The 23,028-nt window shown below is 44.5% G+C and carries 17 protein-coding genes and 2 other RNA genes; 11 read left to right on the top strand and 8 right to left on the bottom strand.

The window, feature by feature from the left end:
* The first annotated feature begins 11 nt into the window (after positions 1 to 11).
* The 5 genes from LLF92_02850 (at position 12) to LLF92_02830 (ending at position 5,705) form a co-directional block, all read left to right on the top strand.
* Entirely contained in the window at positions 12 to 398 is a 387-nt protein-coding gene (locus LLF92_02850) for a hypothetical protein (protein MCE5340052.1), read from the top strand.
* Positions 395 to 1,906: a PilN domain-containing protein gene (locus LLF92_02845; GenBank protein MCE5340051.1), complete on the top strand. Its 1,512-nt coding sequence runs from the start codon at positions 395 to 397 to the stop codon at positions 1,904 to 1,906. The genes LLF92_02850 and LLF92_02845 overlap by 4 nt, the downstream gene beginning before the upstream one ends.
* A 1-nt stretch (position 1,907) precedes the next feature.
* On the top strand, positions 1,908 to 2,483 hold the full coding sequence (locus LLF92_02840; protein ID MCE5340050.1) for a hypothetical protein: 576 nt from the start codon (positions 1,908 to 1,910) through the stop codon (positions 2,481 to 2,483).
* Positions 2,470 to 3,786 carry a hypothetical protein gene (locus LLF92_02835; GenBank protein MCE5340049.1) on the top strand — a complete coding sequence of 439 codons (1,317 nt, stop codon included), beginning with the start codon at positions 2,470 to 2,472 and terminating at the stop codon, positions 3,784 to 3,786. Before LLF92_02840 ends, LLF92_02835 begins: the two co-directional genes overlap by 14 nt.
* A 134-nt stretch (positions 3,787 to 3,920) precedes the next feature.
* Entirely contained in the window at positions 3,921 to 5,705 is a 1,785-nt protein-coding gene (locus LLF92_02830) for a hypothetical protein (GenBank protein ID MCE5340048.1), read from the top strand.
* Between the two features lie 19 nt (positions 5,706 to 5,724).
* Here the strand turns inward: LLF92_02830 and LLF92_02825 are convergent, their stop codons facing one another.
* From LLF92_02825 to pilM, 3 genes are read right to left on the bottom strand one after another with little or no spacing between them, the layout of a single operon-like run.
* Complete coding sequence (locus LLF92_02825) at positions 5,725 to 7,710, bottom strand: hypothetical protein (protein ID MCE5340047.1); 1,986 nt, start codon at positions 7,708 to 7,710, stop codon at positions 5,725 to 5,727.
* The gene (locus LLF92_02820) at positions 7,710 to 9,008 is read right to left on the bottom strand and encodes a hypothetical protein (protein MCE5340046.1); all 1,299 of its coding nucleotides are present in this window, start codon (positions 9,006 to 9,008) and stop codon (positions 7,710 to 7,712) included. The genes LLF92_02825 and LLF92_02820 overlap by 1 nt, the downstream gene beginning before the upstream one ends.
* Positions 9,009 to 9,024: 16 nt before the next feature.
* Positions 9,025 to 11,187, bottom strand: coding sequence for a type IV pilus assembly protein PilM (gene pilM, locus LLF92_02815; GenBank protein ID MCE5340045.1), 2,163 nt, complete (start codon positions 11,185 to 11,187; stop codon positions 9,025 to 9,027).
* A gap of 82 nt (positions 11,188 to 11,269) precedes the next feature.
* Here pilM and mtaB point away from each other — a divergent pair, with 82 nt between their 5' ends.
* The 3 genes from mtaB (at position 11,270) to obgE (ending at position 14,251) form a co-directional block, all read left to right on the top strand.
* Entirely contained in the window at positions 11,270 to 12,412 is a 1,143-nt protein-coding gene (gene mtaB, locus LLF92_02810; GenBank protein ID MCE5340044.1) for a tRNA (N(6)-L-threonylcarbamoyladenosine(37)-C(2))-methylthiotransferase MtaB, read from the top strand.
* 414 nt (positions 12,413 to 12,826) lie between these two features.
* Complete coding sequence (gene rpmA, locus LLF92_02805) at positions 12,827 to 13,063, top strand: 50S ribosomal protein L27 (protein ID MCE5340043.1); 237 nt, start codon at positions 12,827 to 12,829, stop codon at positions 13,061 to 13,063.
* A gap of 180 nt (positions 13,064 to 13,243) precedes the next feature.
* On the top strand, positions 13,244 to 14,251 hold the full coding sequence (gene obgE, locus LLF92_02800; protein MCE5340042.1) for a GTPase ObgE: 1,008 nt from the start codon (positions 13,244 to 13,246) through the stop codon (positions 14,249 to 14,251).
* Here obgE and LLF92_02795 read toward each other — a convergent pair whose 3' ends face one another.
* From LLF92_02795 to ssrS, 5 genes are all read right to left on the bottom strand, one after another.
* Positions 14,252 to 15,211, bottom strand: a complete 960-nt coding sequence (locus LLF92_02795) for an acetylxylan esterase (GenBank protein MCE5340041.1) — start codon at positions 15,209 to 15,211, stop codon at positions 14,252 to 14,254.
* Between the two features lie 116 nt (positions 15,212 to 15,327).
* Entirely contained in the window at positions 15,328 to 17,943 is a 2,616-nt protein-coding gene (gene glgP / locus LLF92_02790) for an alpha-glucan family phosphorylase (protein ID MCE5340040.1), read from the bottom strand.
* 160 nt (positions 17,944 to 18,103) lie between these two features.
* Positions 18,104 to 18,712 (bottom strand): hypothetical protein, encoded by a 609-nt coding sequence (locus LLF92_02785; protein ID MCE5340039.1) that lies wholly within the window; start codon positions 18,710 to 18,712, stop codon positions 18,104 to 18,106.
* Positions 18,709 to 19,170 (bottom strand): hypothetical protein, encoded by a 462-nt coding sequence (locus LLF92_02780; GenBank protein MCE5340038.1) that lies wholly within the window; start codon positions 19,168 to 19,170, stop codon positions 18,709 to 18,711. Before LLF92_02780 ends, LLF92_02785 begins: the two co-directional genes overlap by 4 nt.
* Before the next feature lie 450 nt (positions 19,171 to 19,620).
* Positions 19,621 to 19,805, bottom strand: a non-coding RNA gene (gene ssrS, locus LLF92_02775) — 6S RNA.
* 225 nt (positions 19,806 to 20,030) lie between these two features.
* Between ssrS and ssrA the strand changes: the two genes are divergently transcribed.
* The 3 genes from ssrA to LLF92_02760 all read left to right on the top strand — a co-directional run bounded on the left by ssrA (position 20,031) and on the right by LLF92_02760 (position 22,909).
* Positions 20,031 to 20,385: a transfer-messenger RNA gene (ssrA, locus tag LLF92_02770) on the top strand.
* Positions 20,386 to 20,569: 184 nt separating this feature from the next.
* On the top strand, positions 20,570 to 20,857 hold the full coding sequence (locus LLF92_02765; protein MCE5340037.1) for a GIY-YIG nuclease family protein: 288 nt from the start codon (positions 20,570 to 20,572) through the stop codon (positions 20,855 to 20,857).
* 537 nt (positions 20,858 to 21,394) lie between these two features.
* A complete protein-coding gene (locus tag LLF92_02760; protein ID MCE5340036.1) occupies positions 21,395 to 22,909 on the top strand; it encodes a sialate O-acetylesterase in 1,515 nt (504 codons plus the stop codon).
* Positions 22,910 to 23,028: the final 119 nt, after the last annotated feature.

Here is a 23,028-nt window from a genome sequence, read left to right as displayed (position 1 = left end):
TGAAACGAAAAATGAAAAATAACGGTTCGGTTTTGCTTGTGGTGGTTTTCATAATCGCCCTGCTGACTGCTTTTGTAGTCGGTATGCTGCAGATTCACAGCGAACAGTTTCAGATTATGAAAAATGAGATATTCACAACGCAGTCGAATTTAATCGCACAGGCAGGCATTGCGGACGCACTGGCAAGAGTACGCACAAGCCAGTCGCTGCCCGCGAATTTTAACACTAATTTTGGCGGCGGTTCATACAGCGTAACCGTTGCAGGTTCGCTGCCTGACCCGAATTTTACATCCGCAGGAACTTCAGCGCAGGGATTTACGACCAATATCAGCGCGGATGTTACCGTGGATACAAGCAGTTATGTAATTCGTATTGATAAATTAAGGATAAACGAATGAACCCGACTCAAAACAAGACGATCGGCATAGACGTATGCAAAAATTCTTTGAACGTTGTCCGTCTGGAACGACAGGGAGAGAAAATAATTCTCACGGAAAGTATGCAGATTCCGCTGAACATCAAATTGAATGTGCCGGATGCGCAAACAGACCCGAAAGTCCTGTCAAACGCGATAAAAAGTTTAAAGCTCACCAAAAGACTGGAACACTGCGATGCTGCTCTTTGTTTGGGTTCTTCGCCGGATTTGCTGCAGATTTTAAAGCTGCCGGAAGCAACGCCGCATAATATTATTAAGTATATTCACGATGAAATTCGGCAATACGCTGTTTTGCCGCTGAAAAATATAAAGACGGACTACTGTGCATTGCGAAGCACGGCCTCTGACGAGAGCAAACAGGTGCTCGTGAGCGCTTGCCCCGCACAGCCACTTGTCGATGCAACAAGAGAGCTTGAAAGATATCATATTGATATAGGCCTGATTGAGCCTGCCGTTATTTCTCTTATAAGAGCCTGTTACAGAAAAATCGTCTGCACCGCTCACGACAAAAACACAATGCTCGTCCTGCTTGGAGACGATGTTTTGAATATATGCGTCTTCAACGGACAAAAGCTGGATTTCCTGCGAACTAAGAAAATCGATGATAATTCAGATTCAAACGCCTGTACGCAGGCTATCGCGGCTCAAATTCAGTCTGTTGTCCAGTTTTATGAAATGGAAAAACCACTGCAGCCGAACGCATGGCAGATTTTCCTGACGTGCAGACAGAGCGCCGCGCAGGCAGTTCCAATTACAGAGCAATTGAAAAATATCCTGCCGCAAAACATCGAGGTAAATCCTGTTTTGCCGGAGCATTTGAATATTGTCAACAAAACCGCAAGTTCAGATTTTTCTCCCGCGGCGGTCGGTGCGGCAATGAAACTGCTCAAAGCCGACGATTCGGAAATCTCAATCAATATGGTTCCGGACGAAATTTCAGAAATCAGAAAATCAAACAAGCAGTTGCTTGTCATAATCGATATCGCTGCGGCAATATTAGTGCTGCTGTTCATACACATTGCACAGCTCGGCATACAATCTTCCAGAGCAAACACAGAAATCACAAAATCGAGCAAAATTCAGTCCGAGCAAAGCCTTTCGCAGCTTTCACGTGCAAAGGCCGACGTCAATGAACAAACAACTAAAATTACCGCCAACCTCGGGACGCTCGAAAAAATCGTGCCTGAAAACAGCAAACTGAACTGGGCGTATGTTCTGGCTGAAATATCCAAAAAGGTTCCGCAAACCGTTCAAATTCAAACTATGCGGTCGGGAGATTCGCAATCGTTAACGATTGAAGGCGTAGCGGTAAATTACGCCGCGGTAACAGATTTTGTCAAACGCCTGTCGGAATGCAAAACTATCGGAACAGCGCAGCTTGAAGACACAAAACAAAACACACAATACGGCGAAGGCTTTATCGATTACTCGATAAACTGTTCTCTTGCATCAGGACGGAAGGAAAAATAATATGACAAATTTACAAAAAAGAAATATGACTGTCGCCGCGATATTAATAATAATGACCATTGCGATTTACAACTGGTTTGTAACGCCGCACTCACAGTATCTCATGGCCGAACAGCAATATCAGCAGACAATCGAATCGCTGGAGACGAAAAATAAAATTCTTAACAGCAGTCTGAAAATATCTAATAAAACGCTGGAGAATCTCAGCGGAAAATACGAACAGCACAAGCAATTATTCTTTGACGCAAACAACGCAAAGATTTTCCTGACAGGCATCCAGACCGCAGCGGAAAAGAACAGCTGCACGATTCAGAATCTCCGCTTCCTGTCACCGCGTGAATTTCCGCAGACCGCAGGCAATATCGGAATCAGCCAATACCAGACGAATTTAAACATATTCGGCGGCTACGGCAGCATAATCAAATTTTTGAATACGCTTCAGAACAGAACTGAACAAGTCCGGGTCGATTCAATAAACATCGAGATGAACAATGAAAATGGCTATCTCGAATGCGACTTGTTAATAAGCATATACACATTAAAGGTTAAGGAGAATACTGAAAATGTTAAGAAATAACAACACCTTAAAAGCGATACTCTTTTTAAGCTTGTCGGCTGCCGTTTACGCTGCCGATAACGAAATCGATATCAACTCTATAACGCAGGAAAATCCGTTTGCGCAATTTAAGCCCAATCAGCCCTCGCATCCCGGCATTGCCGGCATTATCAAGCCGGAGCTTGTCGTTGAAACTACGACGTTGAAATTCCTCGACGCAAAAAGTGTAAAGACATCCATCGTGAATATGTCGGGCGATTTCGGCAATATCGAACCGGATAGCAAGGGCAATTCGCTGATAGTGTGCGACACGCCGGAAAATGTTGCGAAAATTATTGCGCAAATCCGAAAAATCGACCGCACACCGGAACAGATAATGATTGAAGTTGTTATTCTTGATGTAAAACTCGATAACGAAACTGAAATCGGCATCAACTGGGATATGCTGACGAACGATTACAGAGATGCCGCATATAGACAGAACCTGACTTACTCAAGCCGTCTTTCTGCAGTGGCACAAACTTCAGACAACATTCAAAATGCTACGGCATATAATACTACTGGCACCGCAGGCGACTTCTGGCTTACCTTTGGAGACATACGAACGGTTATTCACGCCCTTCAGCAAAAAAATAATGTCGAAATAATAGCAAGTCCGCGAGTGATGGTTGTCAGTGGTCAAACCGCTTCCATCGAATCCGTAGAAGAAATACCATACAAAGAAAGCTCCGACACAAGTGCAGGCGGGTCATTGACAAGTACGCAATTTAAAAATGTCGGCGTTAAATTGAAAATAGTCGCAACACTGACAGATGATAAATTCATACTTTTAGCCGTCGAAACGGAACAAAGCGTTCAAACAGGCTCAAGTGTCGTTACAGGCGGCGTAGGCGCCACAGGCGTACCAATAGTTGATACAAGAAATGTTAAAAGTTCTCTGTTGCTGGAAAACAGTCAGACGCTTGTAATCGGCGGCCTGCGTAGAAAAGTAACACAGAAGCAGACCAATCAAATTCCATTCCTTGGTGATGTGCCGATTGTCGGTCTCGCATTTAAAGCAACTGATATAACCGAAAACAATTCGGAATTATTGGTACTGCTTTCACCGCACATTTACACGGGCGAAAAACCAAGTAAAGCGGAAATGGAAAAATTTGATGAAATATCAAAACGACCTCTGCTGACGATTCCGGAAGTCGAAGAGAAAAAAGAACAACAAAAGAAAGAAAAAGCTGAAAAGGCGAATAAAGTAAAGGCTGAAAAAGAAAAAGCCGAAAAGAAACTTCAAAAAAATAACAAAAAGAAAAATAACGTAACACTTTAGCCAAATGATTTTTGTAGGGGCAGACCTGTGTGTCTGCCCAAAAGGGCGAACACATAGGTTCGCCCCTACATACGGCTAAAATGTTACAAAACAACAAAGATTAAGCCATCAATGTTTTGGAAAGGAAAAGACAAATGACACATAAGCCGAATATCGTTCATGTAACACACGAAGCTGTCGGCAAAATCGGCGGAATTGGCGCCGTGCTTGAAGGTATGCTCACGAACAAAGTCTATCTCGAATCAACCGGCAGGTCGATTCTTGTAAGTCCGCTCTTTTCCATTGATGGTCCGGTGCAAAATCGTCTCGGCCATGGCGGCGAAGTCCTCTACTCCGGCGTTGACGGCTATACCAAAACAGGTTACGCAGAAACATTCCAGGCGATTGAAAAATATTTCAACGTTGACATTGTTTACGGCAGAAAACTTTTCGAAGACAAACGTTCCGGCATTCAAAGCACGCCGGAAGTTTTACTAATCGATGTTCGTCAGGTTAATCAGCCGCCGATTAATGAGTTCAAACATAAAATGTACGAGCATTTCGGCATATCGGGAATGAGATATGAGAAAATGTGGGAATTTGAGGAATGGGTGCGACTGGCTCCGCCGGCAATTGCCGCGTTGAAAGCCATCGGCGCCGCTTCACACGACGGCAGCACAGTTATTGTCAGTCATGAGTTCATGGGAATGCCGACCGCGCTTGCCGCTATGGTCGACACCGAATATGATTTCAAAACCGTCTTTTACGCGCACGAAGCAGCGACCATCCGCCGAATCGTCGAAGACAAAGTCGGCCATGATACGATGTTTTATAACGTAATGAATCGGGCAAAATCAGAAGGTTTATCGTTGTCTGATGTTTTCGGCGACCAGAGCGATTACTCCAAACACGCATTGGTCAACGCGTCAAAACACTGCGATACCGTTTTTGTCGTCGGCGACCTTGTCGGCGAAGAGCTGAAATTCATCTCTTCTGATTTCGACGCCGAGCATATCAAGCTGGCTTACAACGGCATACCGGCTTATCATATCGGCCTCGACGAGAAAAAACTTTCTCGTTCAAGACTTCAGGGGTATTGCAAAAATCTGCTCGGTTATACGCCGGATTACATTTTCACACACGTTACAAGACTTGTCCGAAGCAAAGGACTCTGGCGTGATTTGCGGGTTCTTGAGCATCTTGAAAAAGAATTCAGCGCACAAAACAAAACAGCCGTGATGTTTGTCTTAAGCACCGAAGTCGGCCAAAGACGCGAAAAGGATATTTTAAGAATGGAGTCCGACTATCACTGGCCGGTTGTTCATCACGAAGGCTGGCCTGATTTGAGCGGCGGCGAATTAGTTTTTGACAACGCCGTGCAGGAATTTAACGCACGCAGCAGAAACATAAAAGTCGTGTTCATCAACCAATTCGGATTCGACAGAGTACACTGCGGTTCAAGAATGCCCGAAGATATGGAATTTATGGACATCAGAAAAGGTTCTGACGTTGAATTCGGACAAAGCATATATGAACCGTTCGGCATCGCGCAATTCGAGCCGTTGAGCTTCGGCGGCATCTGCGTCGTAAGCAGCGTCTGCGGATGTGCAGGATTCATAAAGAGAATCTGCAATCCTGCCGAGAGCCGCAACGTCATAATCGCCGACTACACAGACCTTGACGGTATACAGTTTAACAGTATCTCGGATTTGCTGAAAATAGATATCGAGACAAGAAACAAACTCGAACGCTATGTCAGCGAAAAAGTTGCGATGGGAATAATGGTCAGACTGCCGAAGAACGATACGGAAATGACAGAAATGATTAATTCCGGTTTTGCGATCGCCTCGCAGATGAGCTGGGATGTAGTTGTAGAAAATTACATTCTGCCCGACCTGACACAAACGGTTCGACAAAAAGAAACCGCAACAGTCTCATAAATTTACGCTGTCGAATAGACTATTGTAACATTCCAGGCATTCCAGGCATACCCGGCATTCCAGGCATTCCAGGCATTCCCGGTTCTGCGCCCGGCTGAAATCTTCTATTCGATTCATCCATATTGTCCGGCTGATTTATCGGCGAACGATTTTCTACGCCAATCGACGCCTGTTCCCACGACAGGAGAACTACTGGATTGCCGGCAATCGCAGCGTTTATTTCCTTATAAACCTGCTGAACTTTCGCAGACCAGTTTCTGTCTTTAATCGGAGTTCGTAACATTTCACTGCCGTCATAGCTGTGCAGCAGTTCATAATATTCAGTTGTACGAGAACCTGAAGCCGGCACTTTTTGCGCATCTATCATTACAGCACCGGTCGAAAAATCTATCGCATCGGTACTGATGCCTGCGTTGACAAGTCTGGCGTCAGGCTGTTCGTCGGCTTTGCCGATTTCTTCGCCGCATTTTACATTGGTGTATTTTTTGCTCACCCAGTTGCCGAGCATATAACGTGCGACCATAACTTCAACCGTCTTGTCAGTACTTGTACCTTTGTCGATTTCCCTGTAATTCGTAGCGAAGAAATACAGCCTTTGCGGAATTTCAACCGTTTCGCCCGCCTCGGCATAATCACTCCACAACACCACCCTGTCATGATATTCTTTTTCGCTTTCGACAAACATTTCTTTGCCCGCTATCGGATTAAACACACCTATCCTGATGCGATACTGATATTTTTCGCCGGGCTTTGTTGTATCATCATGTGCCCAGAATACCAGTTTATCCATCTGGTCGATATTTGTTTCCGCATAAAGTTTGATTGCGGCAAAGTCTGAATTTTCCGTCATCATCAATGTCATATCGGTAGTGGTCGTAGTTGTCGGAGTTCTTTCGCGTACAGTGCGTTCAGTTCTTGCCGGCGTTCTGGTTGTTTCTCGACGCGACGTAGCGCCTCTGCCGCCGCCTACGCCGCCGCCCATACCATCGCCGCCCATGATGCCAGGCATACCACCTGGCCCTGTCTCCATGCCTCTGGCAGGTGTGCGAACATCCCGTGTTTCTCTTGCAGGAGTCGATCTGTTCTGCAGCCTCTGTGCTTTGGCGGCTTCAGCTTCAGCTTTGCGTCTTTCTTCTTCCTGTTTATCTAATTTTCCCTGCCGGCTCTTGTAAAAAGACGGGCTTATCCATCGTTCAGTCGGTATCGCGTTGCAATAAACCGCGGGCTGAACAATTTCATCGCGAAACTCGCTTTTGGCAAATTGAACCATCGCCATTTCCATCGCGAACTCGCTCGTATCCTTGGGCAGTTCCAGATTTTGTTTCAGATAACATATTTTTGTCAGCGGAACATCTGCCCACTCGCTCCATTTGCCGTCCGATTGCAGTGTTTTTCGTTGGAGCTGAACTTTTGCGAAAACAGGCGTTGCGTATTGTTCTTTTTTCTTTTCCGGCGGGAAATTTTTCGCCGCGAAGGATTCCTTAAATTTAGCATACAAAGATTTCAAATCTATGGAAGACTCGACCGTTACAATGTCCAAATCTTCGAGTTTTTTGCCCGCACTGCCATAGGTAACAGTTGTTGAAAGCTCCTCGGTAGGCACAAATGCCGCCATTTTTACAACAGCCAGACTCGGTTTGCCTATCTCACCGATTTGCGGAACATGATATGTATATTTTTCGATTGGACCGCTGGAATTATTAGCCGGCAGCGGAAAGTAAATATTATTGTTTACATCGCCGTCTATCGAATCTTTCAGTAATGCAACAAATTCTTTCTGTTGCAACTCGTACTGAATCTTGTCATTTGGTTCGCTGTTAAGTTTTTGCTTGAGGGCATCAGCTTTGCGATTGATGGATTCGTCCAATTCTGACAACCCCACGCCGTCAACCTGCGGCGAGCTTAAAACAAATACAAAAACTATAACAACCGCGATTACCGCCGCGACGGCAATCACTATCTTATCGAGATATTGTTCAATATATTTTAAAATTTTATTTCCCATTATTGCCGTCCTCCGCCGCCGGGCATATCCATTCCAGGCATACCCATTCCAGGCATACCCATTCCGCCTGGCGCACCCATTCCGCCAGGCACACCCATTCCGCCGGGCGCACCGCCGCCGTCCTGCTGCTTGGCTCCGATGATTTCATCCTGAATTACTTTCGGTTTTATTACATCATAGCCCTGCCGGTTAAGAACATATTCACAAATAAGATCCAGTTTAACAATCGCGTCCTGACCGTAATAGTAGCGTTTATGTTCCGTGCTGGTTCTGTCAACCGGCTCGATGCTGCTTCCAAGAATGGTTATAAGATTATGTTTGTATGTTTGCGGCGGAAGTTCACCATTGAAACCTGCAAATGTATGTTCTTTTTCACTGCAAATCGCCGTCATAAATTTAAGCACATCATCCGCTCGCACAATTACGCTGACGGCAAAATGCATCACATCGATTCTGTCGTCGCATTTTCTGCCAGTCCACGGCTGGCACAATCCGCCGCTCTTTTCAGTTACATACATCGGCATATCCAGGCCGGCGTCTCTTAAGCCTCCCGCGAAATTGCTGGACAAAAGTCTTTTAACTGAAGACTTAGCTACGCTGGTTGAGCCTGCGTTGATTGAATTGATGCTGCTGATAACATCCTGATGAATCCAGACTGCCATTTGACAATACCAGCAGTCGCGAACAGCCGACGTCATCCCTGCGAATTCCCATTTGTCCCAGTATGCGTAGCCGCTGAAGACCCAGGGATTTGCGTAAACAGGAATTTCTTCGCTTCGGCTTCTGCATATAAGCTCGATAATTTTTTCATCGCTGCTCTTCCTGCCGGACGTTCCGCCAATCATCTGTCCAATATTTATTGCGCCGGCCTGTTTGCGTATTTCGCTGTCGGTCGGGGCGTCAAGCGCCTTTAAATCTTTCACGAAAATGGCAAACACTGCTTTATATTCACGTTTAAACTCATTGAAAAGTTGTGAGGATGTTTCGTTCGGGTCCGGGAAAATCTTGTAGCTAAGCAATTCTCTCTGTGAAGTCTGCTGCGCAAGCTTATCGATTTCGTTCGCGTCAGCCTCATGACTGTCCTGATATTTAGTTGCTATTTCAGGTTGCCTCGAAGAAACTGCCTCGTAGAGGGTCGAATCCACTTCCCTGACTACGTTAGCGCTTTCAGAGAGTTTCGCTTTTATTTTGCCGCGAAGCATTACTGTTGGTACCAGCAGAAGAATCGCGACTGCCGCAATTGCAGCCGGTATGATTATCGGCATATTCTTTTTAAATATTTTTACTACATCTATCATAAATATCTTTCAGAGGTTACATACCCGTAGACTGATTTTGAGCCGCGGGGTCTTTCCAGAGAAACTTAGCTTTGATTCTAAACCATCTATCTCTTTCGATATAAAGAGGCTGTCCGAAATTATCGATTTTTTTTCTGCCGTTGCTGTCAAGATCGAACGTCCTGCTCATCTCTTCTCTTGTGAGCGGGTCAACGAGAACCATTTCGGTAGCAACACTGTCGCCGGAATCTCCTCTGCCGCCTCTTGTGGCAGGCGCTGTACCGGCCTGTTCTTCAGCAGTTGCTCTTGTCTTTGCTTCCAGAACGCCGATTCCCGCGGGCATTCTGCTGCTATTGTCGATAGCTGAAACGTCAATTACGCCCTGTTCGATTCGGAAGTGTTCGATTTTACCTTTATTAAATAATTCAAAAGGACTGTTGCTGTCGAAGAATCGATTCAAATTCATCATTCTTGTTACAATACCCCATTTTTCAGGAGTGTTGTAAACACCGGCCGGGTCGAGTAATTCGCCTATTCTTTCATAAGGAGTATAGCCTTCGATGACTACGACAAAACCTTTGCCATCCGCCTGCTGTCCTTCGACCACTTCGCCGCCGCCCGTGTTCTGCTGTTCAAACATCCTCATATTGCTGCTTCTGCCTGTTTCAAGCGAAGCGCCGGCAACACTGTCATAATAGTTTATGTTAAGACTTGTTACAAAAATAAGTTTGCGTTCTTTTCTCGGCACAAGTTTTATCTTTTCGACATCGCCCTGTGCGTAAGCGTCATACAAGTCTTTTTCTTCAGGAACACATTTTAATATTGTCTGATGAAGCAGTGGCAGCACATCGCGGTATTTAAACACATCCATTTGCTTGGCGATTTGCTCTTTATATTGCGTATCTCGCGAAGCCTGCTCATCTAATTGGCTTTTTACGGCTCTTGCTTCTTCAAGAACCGCTCGAGCCGCTTCTATTTTGCTGTAAAAAATGCCGGATGTAATTCTCTTGAGGTCAATGTTTGCTTTCAGCAAGCCGACCAAAGATGCGATGAGAATTATTGACGCAGCAATGATAAAAAACTTACTCTTTCTTACCCACATCATTCGCCGGGCGATGCCCTTCGGCAGCAGGTTGCTGTTGACTTTCGCAACTCCCAAAGACTGAAGACCCAGACCATAAGTTATCGCCAGGTCGCAAATGTTATCGTGCATTTTGGCGTTTGAAACTGACGCTGATGGCACAAGTTTTTCAAAAGAATCCGGCCGAACGGTAGCTAATTGCGTTGACTGCTGAATATACTTCGCCAGCCCCTGCAACTTAAAACCGCCGCCGAGACATATAAGTTTTGTATAAGATGTACCTCTGTGGCTGCCGCTGAAATAGCCCAAAGAACGCTGAATTTCCGCAGCTAAATCCGAAAAGACAGGTTTCATCGCGTGGAAAATCTGTCTTGCGTATTTGCTGACCGGTGCGCCGCGTTTTAATTTTTCCGCTTTGTCGAAATCGAGTTTGAACGCTTCCGCGATAGCTTTTGTAAAATTATTTCCGCCAAGAGGAATGCAGCGTTGCCAAACTGACAACTTTGTGCAAATGACAAGGTTGGTATCAGCCGAACCCATTTCCAAAAGCACAACGGCTTTTTTGTCCGCATCGTCAAGGTCGCTTCTGTCAAACTGTGCGTAATTATATAACGCCATTGGCGACATTTGCACAATCGCGACTTTCAAATTTTCCGCGGAAAAATTATCGAGGTATCTGCTGATAAGTTCATTTTTGATTGCGAAGATACCGACTTCAACTTCTGGACTGTCAGGCTTTGGCATAATCTGCCAGTCCCATTCGACTTCGTTGATGTCGAACGGAATCTGCTGAACAGATTCAAATTTTATAATTTCAGGAATTTTTTTCGGGTCAACCGGCGGAAGTTTTATAAATCTTGCGAAACTTGTTTGGCCGGGGACGGAAACGGCAACGTCGTCTTTGCCGAGAGTGTTTCTACCAACAAATGTTGCAAGACTTGCGCGAATTATTTGATTTTTTTCTTCTTCGTTGGTACCCTCGACACTAAGAATTTTTGGGTGCTCGATATAATCGAGGCCGGTAACTTCTATACGGTCGCCTGCCGACTGAAGACGAAGAGCCTTCAGTGAACAACTGCCGATGTCGATTGCCCATACGGAACGAGCGCCTGTAGCCATTTTTTATCCCAATAATTGCGTTTTAAAAAAAATAAAGCTATATATTTATAAAGATAGTTAATTATAACAGATTAGTTAAAATATGCAAACTTTTGCCATAAATACTCTCGGTTGTAAAGTAAATCAATACGAGTCCCAACAAATTATTCAGTTCCTGACTGAACGTAATCTGTTATACGTACAAAACTTCGAATCGGCTGAACTAATTATCATCCATACATGCAGCGTTACTCATACAGCATCGGCAAAAAGCCGCCAGTTTGTCCACAAAGCCCAAAAACTCAATCCAAACGCTAAAATCATCGTCTCCGGCTGCCTTGTCAAAAGCGACCCAAAAGAATTTGAAAATTTGGGCGAAAATACCCTCCTCGCATCCAATCTCGATGAACTTTTTAGCCTTTTTGAAAAAGAATTCAATCTCTCTAAACCTAATAAAGACATATATTTAAAAGAATTTTCCGGTCAGACTCGCGCGTTCCTGAAAGTACAGGACGGTTGCGATGGCTTCTGCTCCTACTGCATCATTCCGCATACCAGACCTAACATCTCATTCAAACCCGTCGAACAGGTCTTAAATGAATCGCAAAACCTTGTAAATGCAGGACATAAAGAAATAATCCTTACCGGAATATTCCTCGGCGCTTACGGCCTGGATACCGTAAAACGAAAAAAGTGGCCAAATAATGAAAATCCACTTCTGGCCGAACTTTTGGAGCAGGTCGCTCAAATTCCAAACCTTAAAAGAATCAGGCTAAGCTCGCTCGAGCCGGCTGATGTAACGGGGCAACTGCTCGAAGTAATGAAAAATCATACTAATATTATGCCGCATCTGCACCTGTCGCTACAATCCGGCTCCGACAAAATCCTCAAAAAGATGAATCGGCAATATACCATCAAGGATTTTCTTAACTCCATAGAAAATATAAACTTACAATTAGACCGCCCCGCTATTACAACCGATATAATCGTTGGCTTTCCCGGCGAAACTAATCAGGATTTTGCGCAAAGTCTTTCGGTCGCTAAGTTGTCGGGCTTTTCAAAAATTCATATTTTCCCGTTCAGCAAACGTACCGGAACCGCCGCCGCTCAACTGCACGACCATATCGACAAGGGAACAATTACCCAAAGAACCAAACTTCTCCGCGAACTGGAAAAAAACTGGCCGAGGAGTTCAGACAACAGTTCGTTGGCCAAACCGCGCAGGTTCTTATCGAAAATGAAGTGAAAAATACCGGCAAGTGCGAACGATATTACGAAATCACCGTCAAGACCGAAGACAACCTGCCGAAAGGCGAAATCGTCGAGTGCGTTATCAACGACGATTTAGTTACCGCAAAAAAAATTACAAATTAATTTTCGCGCAAGAATTACCGTGCGCACATTTTTAAAAACCTGCGCGGCTTGTAACTAACTTGCCCCCTCTGTTTTTTCTTTTCGAGTCCCCGCAAGGACCGGGGGGCTGAAGGAATGTTAATATAATTGAGAAGATATTCGCATCTAAACAGGATACGACTTGTCGTATTTGATGTAATTTATTTACAACTGCCATATTTTCACTGGACAACCGACGGTAAATTTGATATAAGGTTGTATTCTTAACTTTGCAATAATTATAACTTGTTTATTAAAAGGTAGTTACATGGCACATAAAAAAGGACAAGGCTCTACAAGCAACGGACGTGATAGCAATCCGAAATTTAGAGGCGTTAAGCTCTACGGCGGCGAAGTCGCTAAGGCTGGCGCTATTATTATTCGTCAGAAGGGTACTCTCTTTCAACCCGGTTACAACGTCGGTATGGGCAGGGATTTCACTCTGTTCGCATTAAAGGCCGGTACGGTAACGTTTAAGGGCAGAAAAGTACATATCGAAATTTAGTATTTTCATTGAAATAAAAATTTGATAAGGATGGCTGATTATGCCATCCTTTTTTTATATAATTATTACCCGTCGCTAACCCCGCTTCGCTTATGGGTTTCCGCTGCGGCTACAACGCTTCGGGCTCTGAACCCTGCCAAAATGTTGGCAGGGCTAAACAAATTATCCGATAAATCAAATATGTTTATAGATGAAGCAAAAATAAAAGTAAAGGCCGGCGACGGCGGCGACGGATGCGTAAGTTTCCGGCGTGAAAAGTACATCCCAAAAGGCGGCCCTAACGGCGGCGACGGCGGTAAAGGCGGCGATGTGTATTTTCTTGCCGCTGAAGATGTCGATACGCTTTTGGATTTTTCCGGCAGACCAATATGGGATGCGCAGAACGGTATGCCCGGCGAAGGGTCGAATTGCAGCGGTCTTAAAGGCGAAGATTTGATTTTAAGAGTTCCGGTCGGTACGCAAATTTACGATATGGATTTGGACGATTTGCTTTTGCAGGACTTAAATCAGCCGGGGCAGCAAGTAAAAATATGCCGGGGCGGACGAGGCGGAAACGGCAATCAGCATTACGCAACGGCGACCAGACAGGCTCCTAAATTCGCTCAAAAGGGCCAGGAAGGCAAAGAACGAAATCTTAAACTTGTATTGAAACTCATCGCTGATGTCGGACTTGTAGGGCTTCCGAACGCGGGCAAGAGCACACTGCTTTCGCACTGCTCCAAGGCAAGGCCGAAGATTGCGGATTATCCGTTTACCACGCTCAAGCCGGTATTGGGAATCGTGGAATTGACCGGTTACAGGCGGTTTGTTATGGCTGATTTGCCGGGGCTTATTGAAGGCGCACACACCGGCGCAGGTTTGGGCACCGACTTTTTACGACATATTGAAAGAACACGTATTATCGTTCATATCATCGATATAATGCCGATGGACGGAACCGACCCGGTTGATAATTATAAAACAATCAAAAAAGAACTGACTGCATACAGCAAAGAGCTTGGCAAAAAGAAAGAACTCATCGTTCTAAATAAAATTGATTTAGACCCTGACGGCGAAATTCAGAAACGCCTTAAGAAAAAACTCCGCAAGAAAACTGTCGCTATCTCCGCAGCGACCGGCAAAGGCATCAAAGAACTTCGCGAGATGCTTTTCAAACTCGTGCAGGAACAAAAAGAGAAACAAGCCTGATCACAGTTCCATCATAAACTGCATCGTATCATCCGCGAAACCAGGGAAACCCTCGTGGCCATAATCAGGATAAATTAAAACTTCCTTCTTCGAGGTTATTTTATTGTACGCTGCGAACTGGCTCGACGGCGGACATACCGTATCCATCATCCCTGTAACCATTCGCACCTTCGCTCTGATTCGCGGCGCTAAATACTGAATATCAATGTACCCCAATTTTATGAAAATTTCGTTCTCTTTTTTGTGCTGCGGGTCAAACATACGAAAATACATCTTCAGTTCATCATACGCATCTTTAGCCAAATCCATTTCCCAAACGCGTTTATAATCACTCAAAAACGGAAACTGACTTACAACGAGCTTAACTCTCGGCTCAAGCGAGGCACATGCAAGCGAAAGCCCGCCGCCCTGCGAACCACCCGTTACGCCAACACGGTCAGCGTCAACCTCCGGCATATTCATAACGATTTTTGTCAGTTGTGCAGTGTCCAAATATATATTTCGGAAAAGCAATTTGTGCGGGTCTGCATCATCAAGGCCGCGAATAATCTGGCCTTTCAACGTGTTGCCTTTAACGCCGCCGGTGTCTTCTGATAAACCGCCCTGCCCACGGCAATCAAGAGCCGCGACAGAATATCCAAGCGCAACATATTCCAGTTTTTCCGACCAGTCGCCGGCACTACAGCTATAACCGTGGAATTTAATTACCGCCGGATGCTTTTGCGGATTATTTTTTGGGCGAAGATACTTTGCGTGGATACGCGCATTGTCAACACCTGTGAACCATAAATCGAAACACTCGGCGTAAGGAACCTGGAAATCGCTTTTGACAAGTTCGACTTTCGGGTCAACGGCATTCATCTCCTTTAGCGCTGTGTCCCAATATTTATCAAAATCAGCAGGACGCGGATTGCGTCCCTGGTACTTCTTCAATTCCGCAAACGGCATATCTATTAACATATTTTTCTCCGAAATAAATGAAACACGTGATTATATTACTCTTGCCGCGACAATTCAAATAAAAAAATCCCGCGGTTTTCAGGTCGCGGGATTTTGAAAAATCTCAAACTTTATTTCTATACGCCGTTAGCACTGGAAGATTCCCAAACAATCATTCCCGGTTCGTACAAATCGGCCAAATCCTTGTGCTCCGGCAGAACTCTTACGGCAAAACCGCACTTTCCGCTGCGTGCACATTTGATAGTACCTGTAAACGTATAGCAATTCTCTTTGTTATGCTTTGCAGTGTACGCCATCTGTCTTACGCTGCCGCGATTAATATTGCCCCAGGCATCGACAACGCCATGATAAACCTGAACGCTGACGTCTTCGGGCGACAGTTTACCAAGAGCAACAACCGCTGTAACCTGCAACTCTGAACCGACCTCAAGATGCACATCGTCGCCGTTGAGAGCAGCAGTAGTCTTGCCTGTCTTCACAAGCGTGTCAACATCTTCAATTCTGATATTGTTCCATTCGCTCTGCAGACGGCCCTTGAGTATCGCAGCAGCTTTTACCTTTTCCATATTGGAATTGATAAAGCTTTCCCAACGAGCGGCTGCCGGTTTGTAAAATTTGTTCGTGTACTCGGCGACCATACGATGAGTATTGAAACGAGGAACAATCCATTTTATGGAGCTTTTCATTCTGTGTATCCACGCGCGGGGCAGATTATCTGTCGAATGCGTGTAGAACAACGGAACGACTTCGTTCTCAAGTAAATTGAATATCGCTTCGGACTCAACTTTGTCCTGATACTCATAATCGTCATAAGTTTCGCCTGCGCCGATGACCCAGCCTGTGTTGAGATTGTAGCCTTCAACCCACCAGCCATCGAGCGTGCTCAAATTCAACGCGCCATTCAGCGCGGCTTTCATACCGCTTGTGCCGCTGGCTTCGAGAGGAACTCTCGGGTTATTGAGCCAAACATCAACACCCTGCACCATATAGCGAGCGATATCAATATTATAATCTTCCAGGAAAACAAGCCTGCGACGGACTTCATTTCTTGCACAGAAATGAATAAGCTGTCGAATGATTTCCTTGCCCTGTTCATCTTTTGGATGAGCTTTGCCTGCGAAAATAAATTGAACAGGCTTATCCGTCTTATTCAAAAGTTTTACCAACCGCTCAACATCCTTGAGCAGCAGATTACCGCGTTTGTATGTTGCGAATCTGCGAGCGAAACCAATCGTCAATGCTTCGGGGTCGAGAACCTGTTCTGCCCAGCCCAGTTCGGTGTGATATGTTCCGCGACGCTGCATCTGCTTCTTTATCTGCTTGCGGACGAAACTTACAAGCGCTTCTTTGCTTCGCTGATGTATGCGCCAAAGCTCTTCGTCCGGTATCTGGTTAACGTTCTGCCAAAGCGATTCTTCGGCGATTTCCTCTGACCAGTTGAAACCAAGATAACGTTCATACAACTGATTCATCTCCGGAGAAATGAAACTGCCGGCGTGTATGCCGTTGGTTATCGATTGAATCGGAACTTCCTCAACGGGCAGTTTTGGCCACATTTCAGCCCACATCGAACGTGAAACGCCGCCGTGAAGCTTGCTAACGCCGTTACGCCAAGTGCTTAATTTAAGCGCAAGTACCGGCATCTTGAACGATTCATTGTCTTTATTCGGGTCAAGTCGCCCCAGAGACATAAATTTATATCTGTCAAGGCCGAGCTTTGGGAAATATTCGTTGAAATATTTGTTCATCAGTTCCGGACTGAATTCGTCATTGCCAGCTTTTACCGGTGTGTGAATTGTAAAGACATTGCAGCCCTTTGTTGCTTCAAGAGCCTGGTCGAAATTCAGATCCTTGGTAGTGCTAAGATGTCTGATTCTCTCGAGCGCCATAAACGCGGCGTGGCCTTCGTTCATGTGACAAACTGTCGGCTCAAGCCCCATCGCCAAAAGCGCTCTGAATCCGCCAATGCCGAGAAGTATTTCCTGCTGGATTCTCATTTCCGTATCGCCTGCATACAACGCAGAAGTCAGGAGTCTATCGCGTTCAGAATTTGCGGGTATGTTGGTATCGAGCAAAAATAGATTAACACGGCCAACAGTTACCTGCCAAACCTGAGCAACAACCTGACGTGCCGGAAACGTGAGTTTTATAGTAATCGGATTTTCACTCTTCTTGCGTACAAGCTGTGTGGACATATTGTAAAAATCATTGTCTTCGTAACGTTCCTGCTGCCAGCCGTCAGCGTTGAGGTATTGTCTGAAATATCCTTTCTGATACATCAGACCTACACCAATCAGAGGCAGACCTAAATCAGAAGCGCTTTTCAAATGGTCGCCGGCAAGAATTCCAAGACCGCCTGAATAAATCGGCAATGATTCGTGTATGCCAAATTCAAAACTAAAATAAGCAATGACCGGTTTTTTGCCGTTAGTCCAGTCCTTGTCGAACCAACCTGGTGAAGCCAAATAGTGCTCCAGCTTTTCCTGCGCCTGCTTGAGCTGATAAATATAGCCCTGCATCGTAGCCAAATCATTTAGACGATTCTGACTTACGGAACCCAGCAACTTTACCGGATTGTGGCCGCATTGCTCCCATTTTTCAGGGTCAATCTGCTTAAACAACTCGATAAATTCATAGTTCCACGACCAATACATATTGTGGGCGATTGTCCTAAGTGCTGAAAGTGACTCAGGTAACGCCGGCAATACCGTAAAATTACGTATCTTTTGCATATATTTATAGTTCCTTCCGAAACCATTATCGACATTTTGCTTATAACCCTTAATTGATTCCCAAATTATGGTTAAAAATGTAATTTGGGCAATAAACGGAGTGTTTAAACCTCGAAACAAGTACCGATAATATTTTTTTAAAGGAAAATTTTATCGCTGCTTATGGGACTGTTTGATAACTTGTTCTGATATTGTTGAGTATATATATCAGTTTATCAACTGCAACCCGATTACTGCTGTCGGCAAACTTAGCCCTATTTAAATAATCGAGAGCTTCATCAAATCTGTGGACTCCTAATAATTGATAGCCGGCAAGCAATTGAAAATCACTGCTCACAGATGCCTGACTAATAAGCGTATTAATCTGCATCATCAAAATATTATCATCTTTATACAGGCCGCGAGGATAAAACGCCCACTGACTGCCGGCAGGCTGACGCTCAATCGCAGCGCGAAGATTTTGAGCGGCAGGTAAATAATTACCGGCGGCAAACAAAGCCTGAACATACGCGAACGGCAAAATGTCATCCGTCGGTGTATAAGATTTTGCGAGGAAGAAATAATCGGATGCCCTGCTGTAATCGCCAATGGCAAAATAATTAACGCCCTGCTCGAAACATCTGTCCGCGGAATTCTCCTGCGCGGGCGATGTAACATCGGCAAAAGATTCATATTGATAACTGCTGGTCTGGTACGATGACCAGTAATATGGATACGTTCTGTAATTGTAATAACGATAATGATTGTAGCCCGGCCAATAACCATTCAAACTAACAAAGACGTATCTGCGAGGATATGAAGAAACAACCCGACATCCCGAAGATGAAACAACTTCAACATAACGACGAACATTGTCATAACGTCTGTAATAACGATGGTGAAATCTGCCGTAAGCATCACAATCGTATCGCGGCCTGCGATAATCATTCGCATATCCAGGTCTTTGGCTGTGTGAGATATGTGAATCACGGGAACGATAATCTCTGTTTGTATGACGATTGCCATACTCCGATATTTCATTTCGATTAACACGGCCGCCATTCGGCAATGTAGTTGGAGCGTACGGCTGACTGATTTCTGAACGTGAATCGGAATTTCCGGCTCGTTGTCTGTCAGATGAACGCTGATGCGTTCCAGACTGCCGAGAAGATTGGCGAGAAGAAGAACCTGAATCTCGCGGACTGCCTGAACGGCCTGATTGGGATGCCCCGCCATTGGGACGAGCATAAGAAATTTCAATGACTAATGAAGCTAACACGAAGCTGACAATCAAAAACAAGTTTTGTTTTCGTATTAACATAATAAACTCCTTTTACTCTTTACGTGTCCTATACAGAGATAGGGTAACTAAAAATTTGAACTTTGCAAGGAAACGATAATTGGAGTGTACAAGAGGCGAGAATAATAAAAAAATCGGGCAATTCTGATACGAGCAGCTTTGTCACGAAGCGTTACAAAAATCCGGCCTATTTCATGTATCTAAGCCTTTGGGCTTTTAAAGCCCTGAATCTTCGGGTGAAAGAAGCTCATCCTTTTTTGAATCGCCCGATTCTATACATTATATTATACCGCCGGAAAGCAACGAATGTTTGAAAAAAAATGAGAAAATTTTGGAAATATAAGAAATGGCAATTTGGGTAAATAAAAAAAGGTCTGCGAACAGACCTTTTTATAGTGGGCACCTCCACCTGTGCCGATGAGCGGCTATTTAAAGAACCCTGTATTTTAAAGTGGTAAGTCAGCTTCAAGCGTCCGAAAGTCCCCCGTTAAGGGGCGTTTTCGAGCCGGCAGGTTCAGACTCCCTAAAATATGGGTATCGGTTCTTCAAATATCTACCACCCTGTCGTACACTGCAGGGGAAACCTACTTAATATATTATATCGGAAAGCGCATCGTAATTCAATGAATTTATAAAATTCATTTGGGCATTTCATATTGATTAAAGGTAATACTGGACTTTTATAAGTATTTCTGATACACTTATTGTTGCGTGTACTCAACTATATGCAGTTCTTTTAAAATTCAATTAAACATTGATGTAAATCTCAATTTGAAATATCAAATCTGAAATTTCAAATTTCATTCGAGGGGGCGAAAGGCTTCGACCGGATGGGTAGATAAGCAGGTTGCATGTCCAGGACGTCGGTTGGCCTGGCTAATCATCCGACACAAATTTAATTGGCAACTACCAATTAAGAATGGCTGCCTAAACAGGCACCCGTCCTGCGGGATTGCTCCCGTCAGTTTCGCAAGGGCGTCAAAATATGGGATCGCTTTGAAAGGCCGTTTGTCCTGACGAAGTTAAAAAACAACAAACTGGCCGAACTGAAAGCCTGTTGATCGGCGGGCAGTAAGGCGACAACTCAAATTGATCGACTAAACATGTAGATGCCTGTTTTGAAACATTTCGGGACGCGGGTTCGAATCCCGCCGCCTCCACTCGACGCGTCCTTCGTAACACGAAGGACTTGCTCGTGGCAGGCCATTCGACTATTATTTATACCTGCTCATGGCAGGCCATTCGACTATTATTTATACTTGCTCATTAATAGCAAAATGCGTCGAGTGTCCTGAGCGAACGCAGTGAGTCGAAGGGCTTATAAATAAATCCATAAAGGATCTAACGATGTGGTATATGTACATCCTAAAATGTTCCGATGAAAGTTACTACGTTGGACATACCAATAATATTCAAGAACGCATAAAAAGACATAATACCGGCCAAGGTGCAAAATGGACAGCATGTAGACTTCCTGTAAAACTTGTTTATGAAGAATCGTTCCAATCCGAAAATGAAGCAATAAAACGCGAATCTCAAATTAAACATTGGTCGCACAAAAAGAAAAATGCCCTTGTTAGTGGCAATTTTAAAATGCTTAAAGCCTTGAGCGGTTGTCGTTCAGTTCACCACTAAAAAGCTTCCTTCCCCCAAATATCCGCAAGCATATTTCACGTCAAGCAAGCCTCTCAATAGGCCGATAATCAAAATAGAAAAACGATAAACATCTTTAAGGTAGGGCAATAATCGTTTTTCGCTGCGGGGACAAATCTTGTAAGTCCTTGTGGTAAAAGATTATATACGAGGTGAATTGTGGAAACAAATCCAACAGTTTCAATTAGTGTAGTACTTTGATAATTGCTCCGAACTACGACTCGGCAGGCCATAACGACGCCTTGGAAGATAAAAACAGCAATCGCCTTTACTGACAATGACAAAGCAATTAAATTCGAGAAATATTTAAAGAGCCAATCCGGCCGTGCCTTTGCAAAAAAACGATTATAAGCAGTTGCCTTTTACATCTGCCATGTCATCATAATTAGCGACAATTCAAAGTAGTTTATCTTGATTATCATTAGATATTGCGTTATGGTAATATAAACATAAATGAATAGCCGTGAATTGGAATGGCTCATAAAACACAATATAATATAAAAAAAAGGATTTTTGATTATGAAAAAGATTTTTTGCTTATTCGTTATAACTTTGGTTTCTTCAATCTCTTTCGGAACCATTTGGCTGCCGGCAATTGTTTCCGACAATATGGTTTTGCAGGCCGATGTCAATGCGCCAATATGGGGCAAAGCAGCGGCAAACAGTCAAATCTCAATCGCCTGCTCGTGGGATAAAAAAACTGTCATCACCGTGAAAAGCAATGAACAAGGCAAATGGACGGCTGGCATAAAAACGCCAAAGAACAGCAAAAAAGGCACTATAACAATCACCTGCGGCAAAGAAATTCGAACCATCACCAACGTTCTGGTCGGACAGGTCTGGCTTTGCAGCGGCCAATCCAATATGGCATTCAGAGTCAATGGAATAAAAAATCCAGCTAAAGAACTAAAAAAAGCAAAATACCCGAAAATCAGATTTTTCACCGTCAAGAAGACCGCGGCCAAAGAACCGCAGGAAGACTGCTTCGGCGAATGGGTGGAATGTAATCCTGAAACAGCGGCGCAATTCAGCGCAGTCGGATATTTCTTCGGCAAAGAATTATACAGCAAAACACACAAACCAATCGGCCTAATCGATTCATCTTTCGGCGGAACACCGGCACAAGCGTGGACAAGTAAAAAAACTATGGAAAGCAATGCTGTGCTGAAAGAATATCTCGCAATCGACGCGAACAACGAAGCCAATAAAGACAAACTCGAAAAAGAATACACACAGGTTCTTAAAGACTGGAAAAACGAAGTAATGAAAGCGATTGCAGCAGGAAAACCTGCAAGGAGAAAACCAAACCCGCCAACTTCATTGCGAGAACATTGTAAATGCGGAAATTTATATAACGCGATGATTCATCCGTTGATTCCGTTCGCAATTACAGGCGCGATTTGGTATCAGGGCGAATCCAACGCTGATAACGCTATCGGATACAGAACACTGTTTCCGGCTATGATTACAGATTGGCGAACAAACTGGCACCAGAGCGATTTTCCATTCTATTTCGTTCAACTGGCAGGATATGCCAAAACCGGAGACGCCGACTGGCCGATGCTGCGCGAGGCTCAAACAATGACACTTGCGCTGCCGAATACGGGAATGGCAGTTGCAATCGACATCGGCGAAGCAAACGATATCCATCCGAAAAATAAACAGGCAGTAAGCAAAAGGCTTGCACGTTGGGCGATGGCGAAAAATTACGGCTGTAAAAATATGGTCTGTTCAGGCCCCTTGTATAAAGGTATGCAAATCGAAGGCGATAAAATTCGCATCAGCTTCGAGTACGCCAAAGGAGGTCTGAAACCGGCTCCGAAAGCAAAAATGGTTAAAGGCTTTGTAATTGCCGGGGAAGATAAGAAATTTGTGCCCGCAAACGCGAAAATCTATAAAGACAGCGTTTTGGTATGGTCGGAACAAATTAAACAACCTGCTGCTGTTCGCTACGGCTGGACAGGCTGGACAGAATGCAATCTTTATAATAAGCAGAATTTGCCGGCATCGCCCTTCAGAACAGACAACGAATAATATCAATTGGTATTATTGCTCGCGCGTCGTAAGGTTTGCAACTTATTAGCCCGCTTCGCTATAACCGCGGAGTAACGCACGAATAATTTATAGAGTCCTTATAATTATAAAGATAGTTT

The organism is Planctomycetaceae bacterium (genome assembly GCA_021371795.1).
Classification (GTDB): Bacteria; Planctomycetota; Phycisphaerae; order Sedimentisphaerales; family UBA12454; genus UBA12454.
This window is presented reverse-complemented; position numbering and strand designations above follow the sequence as displayed.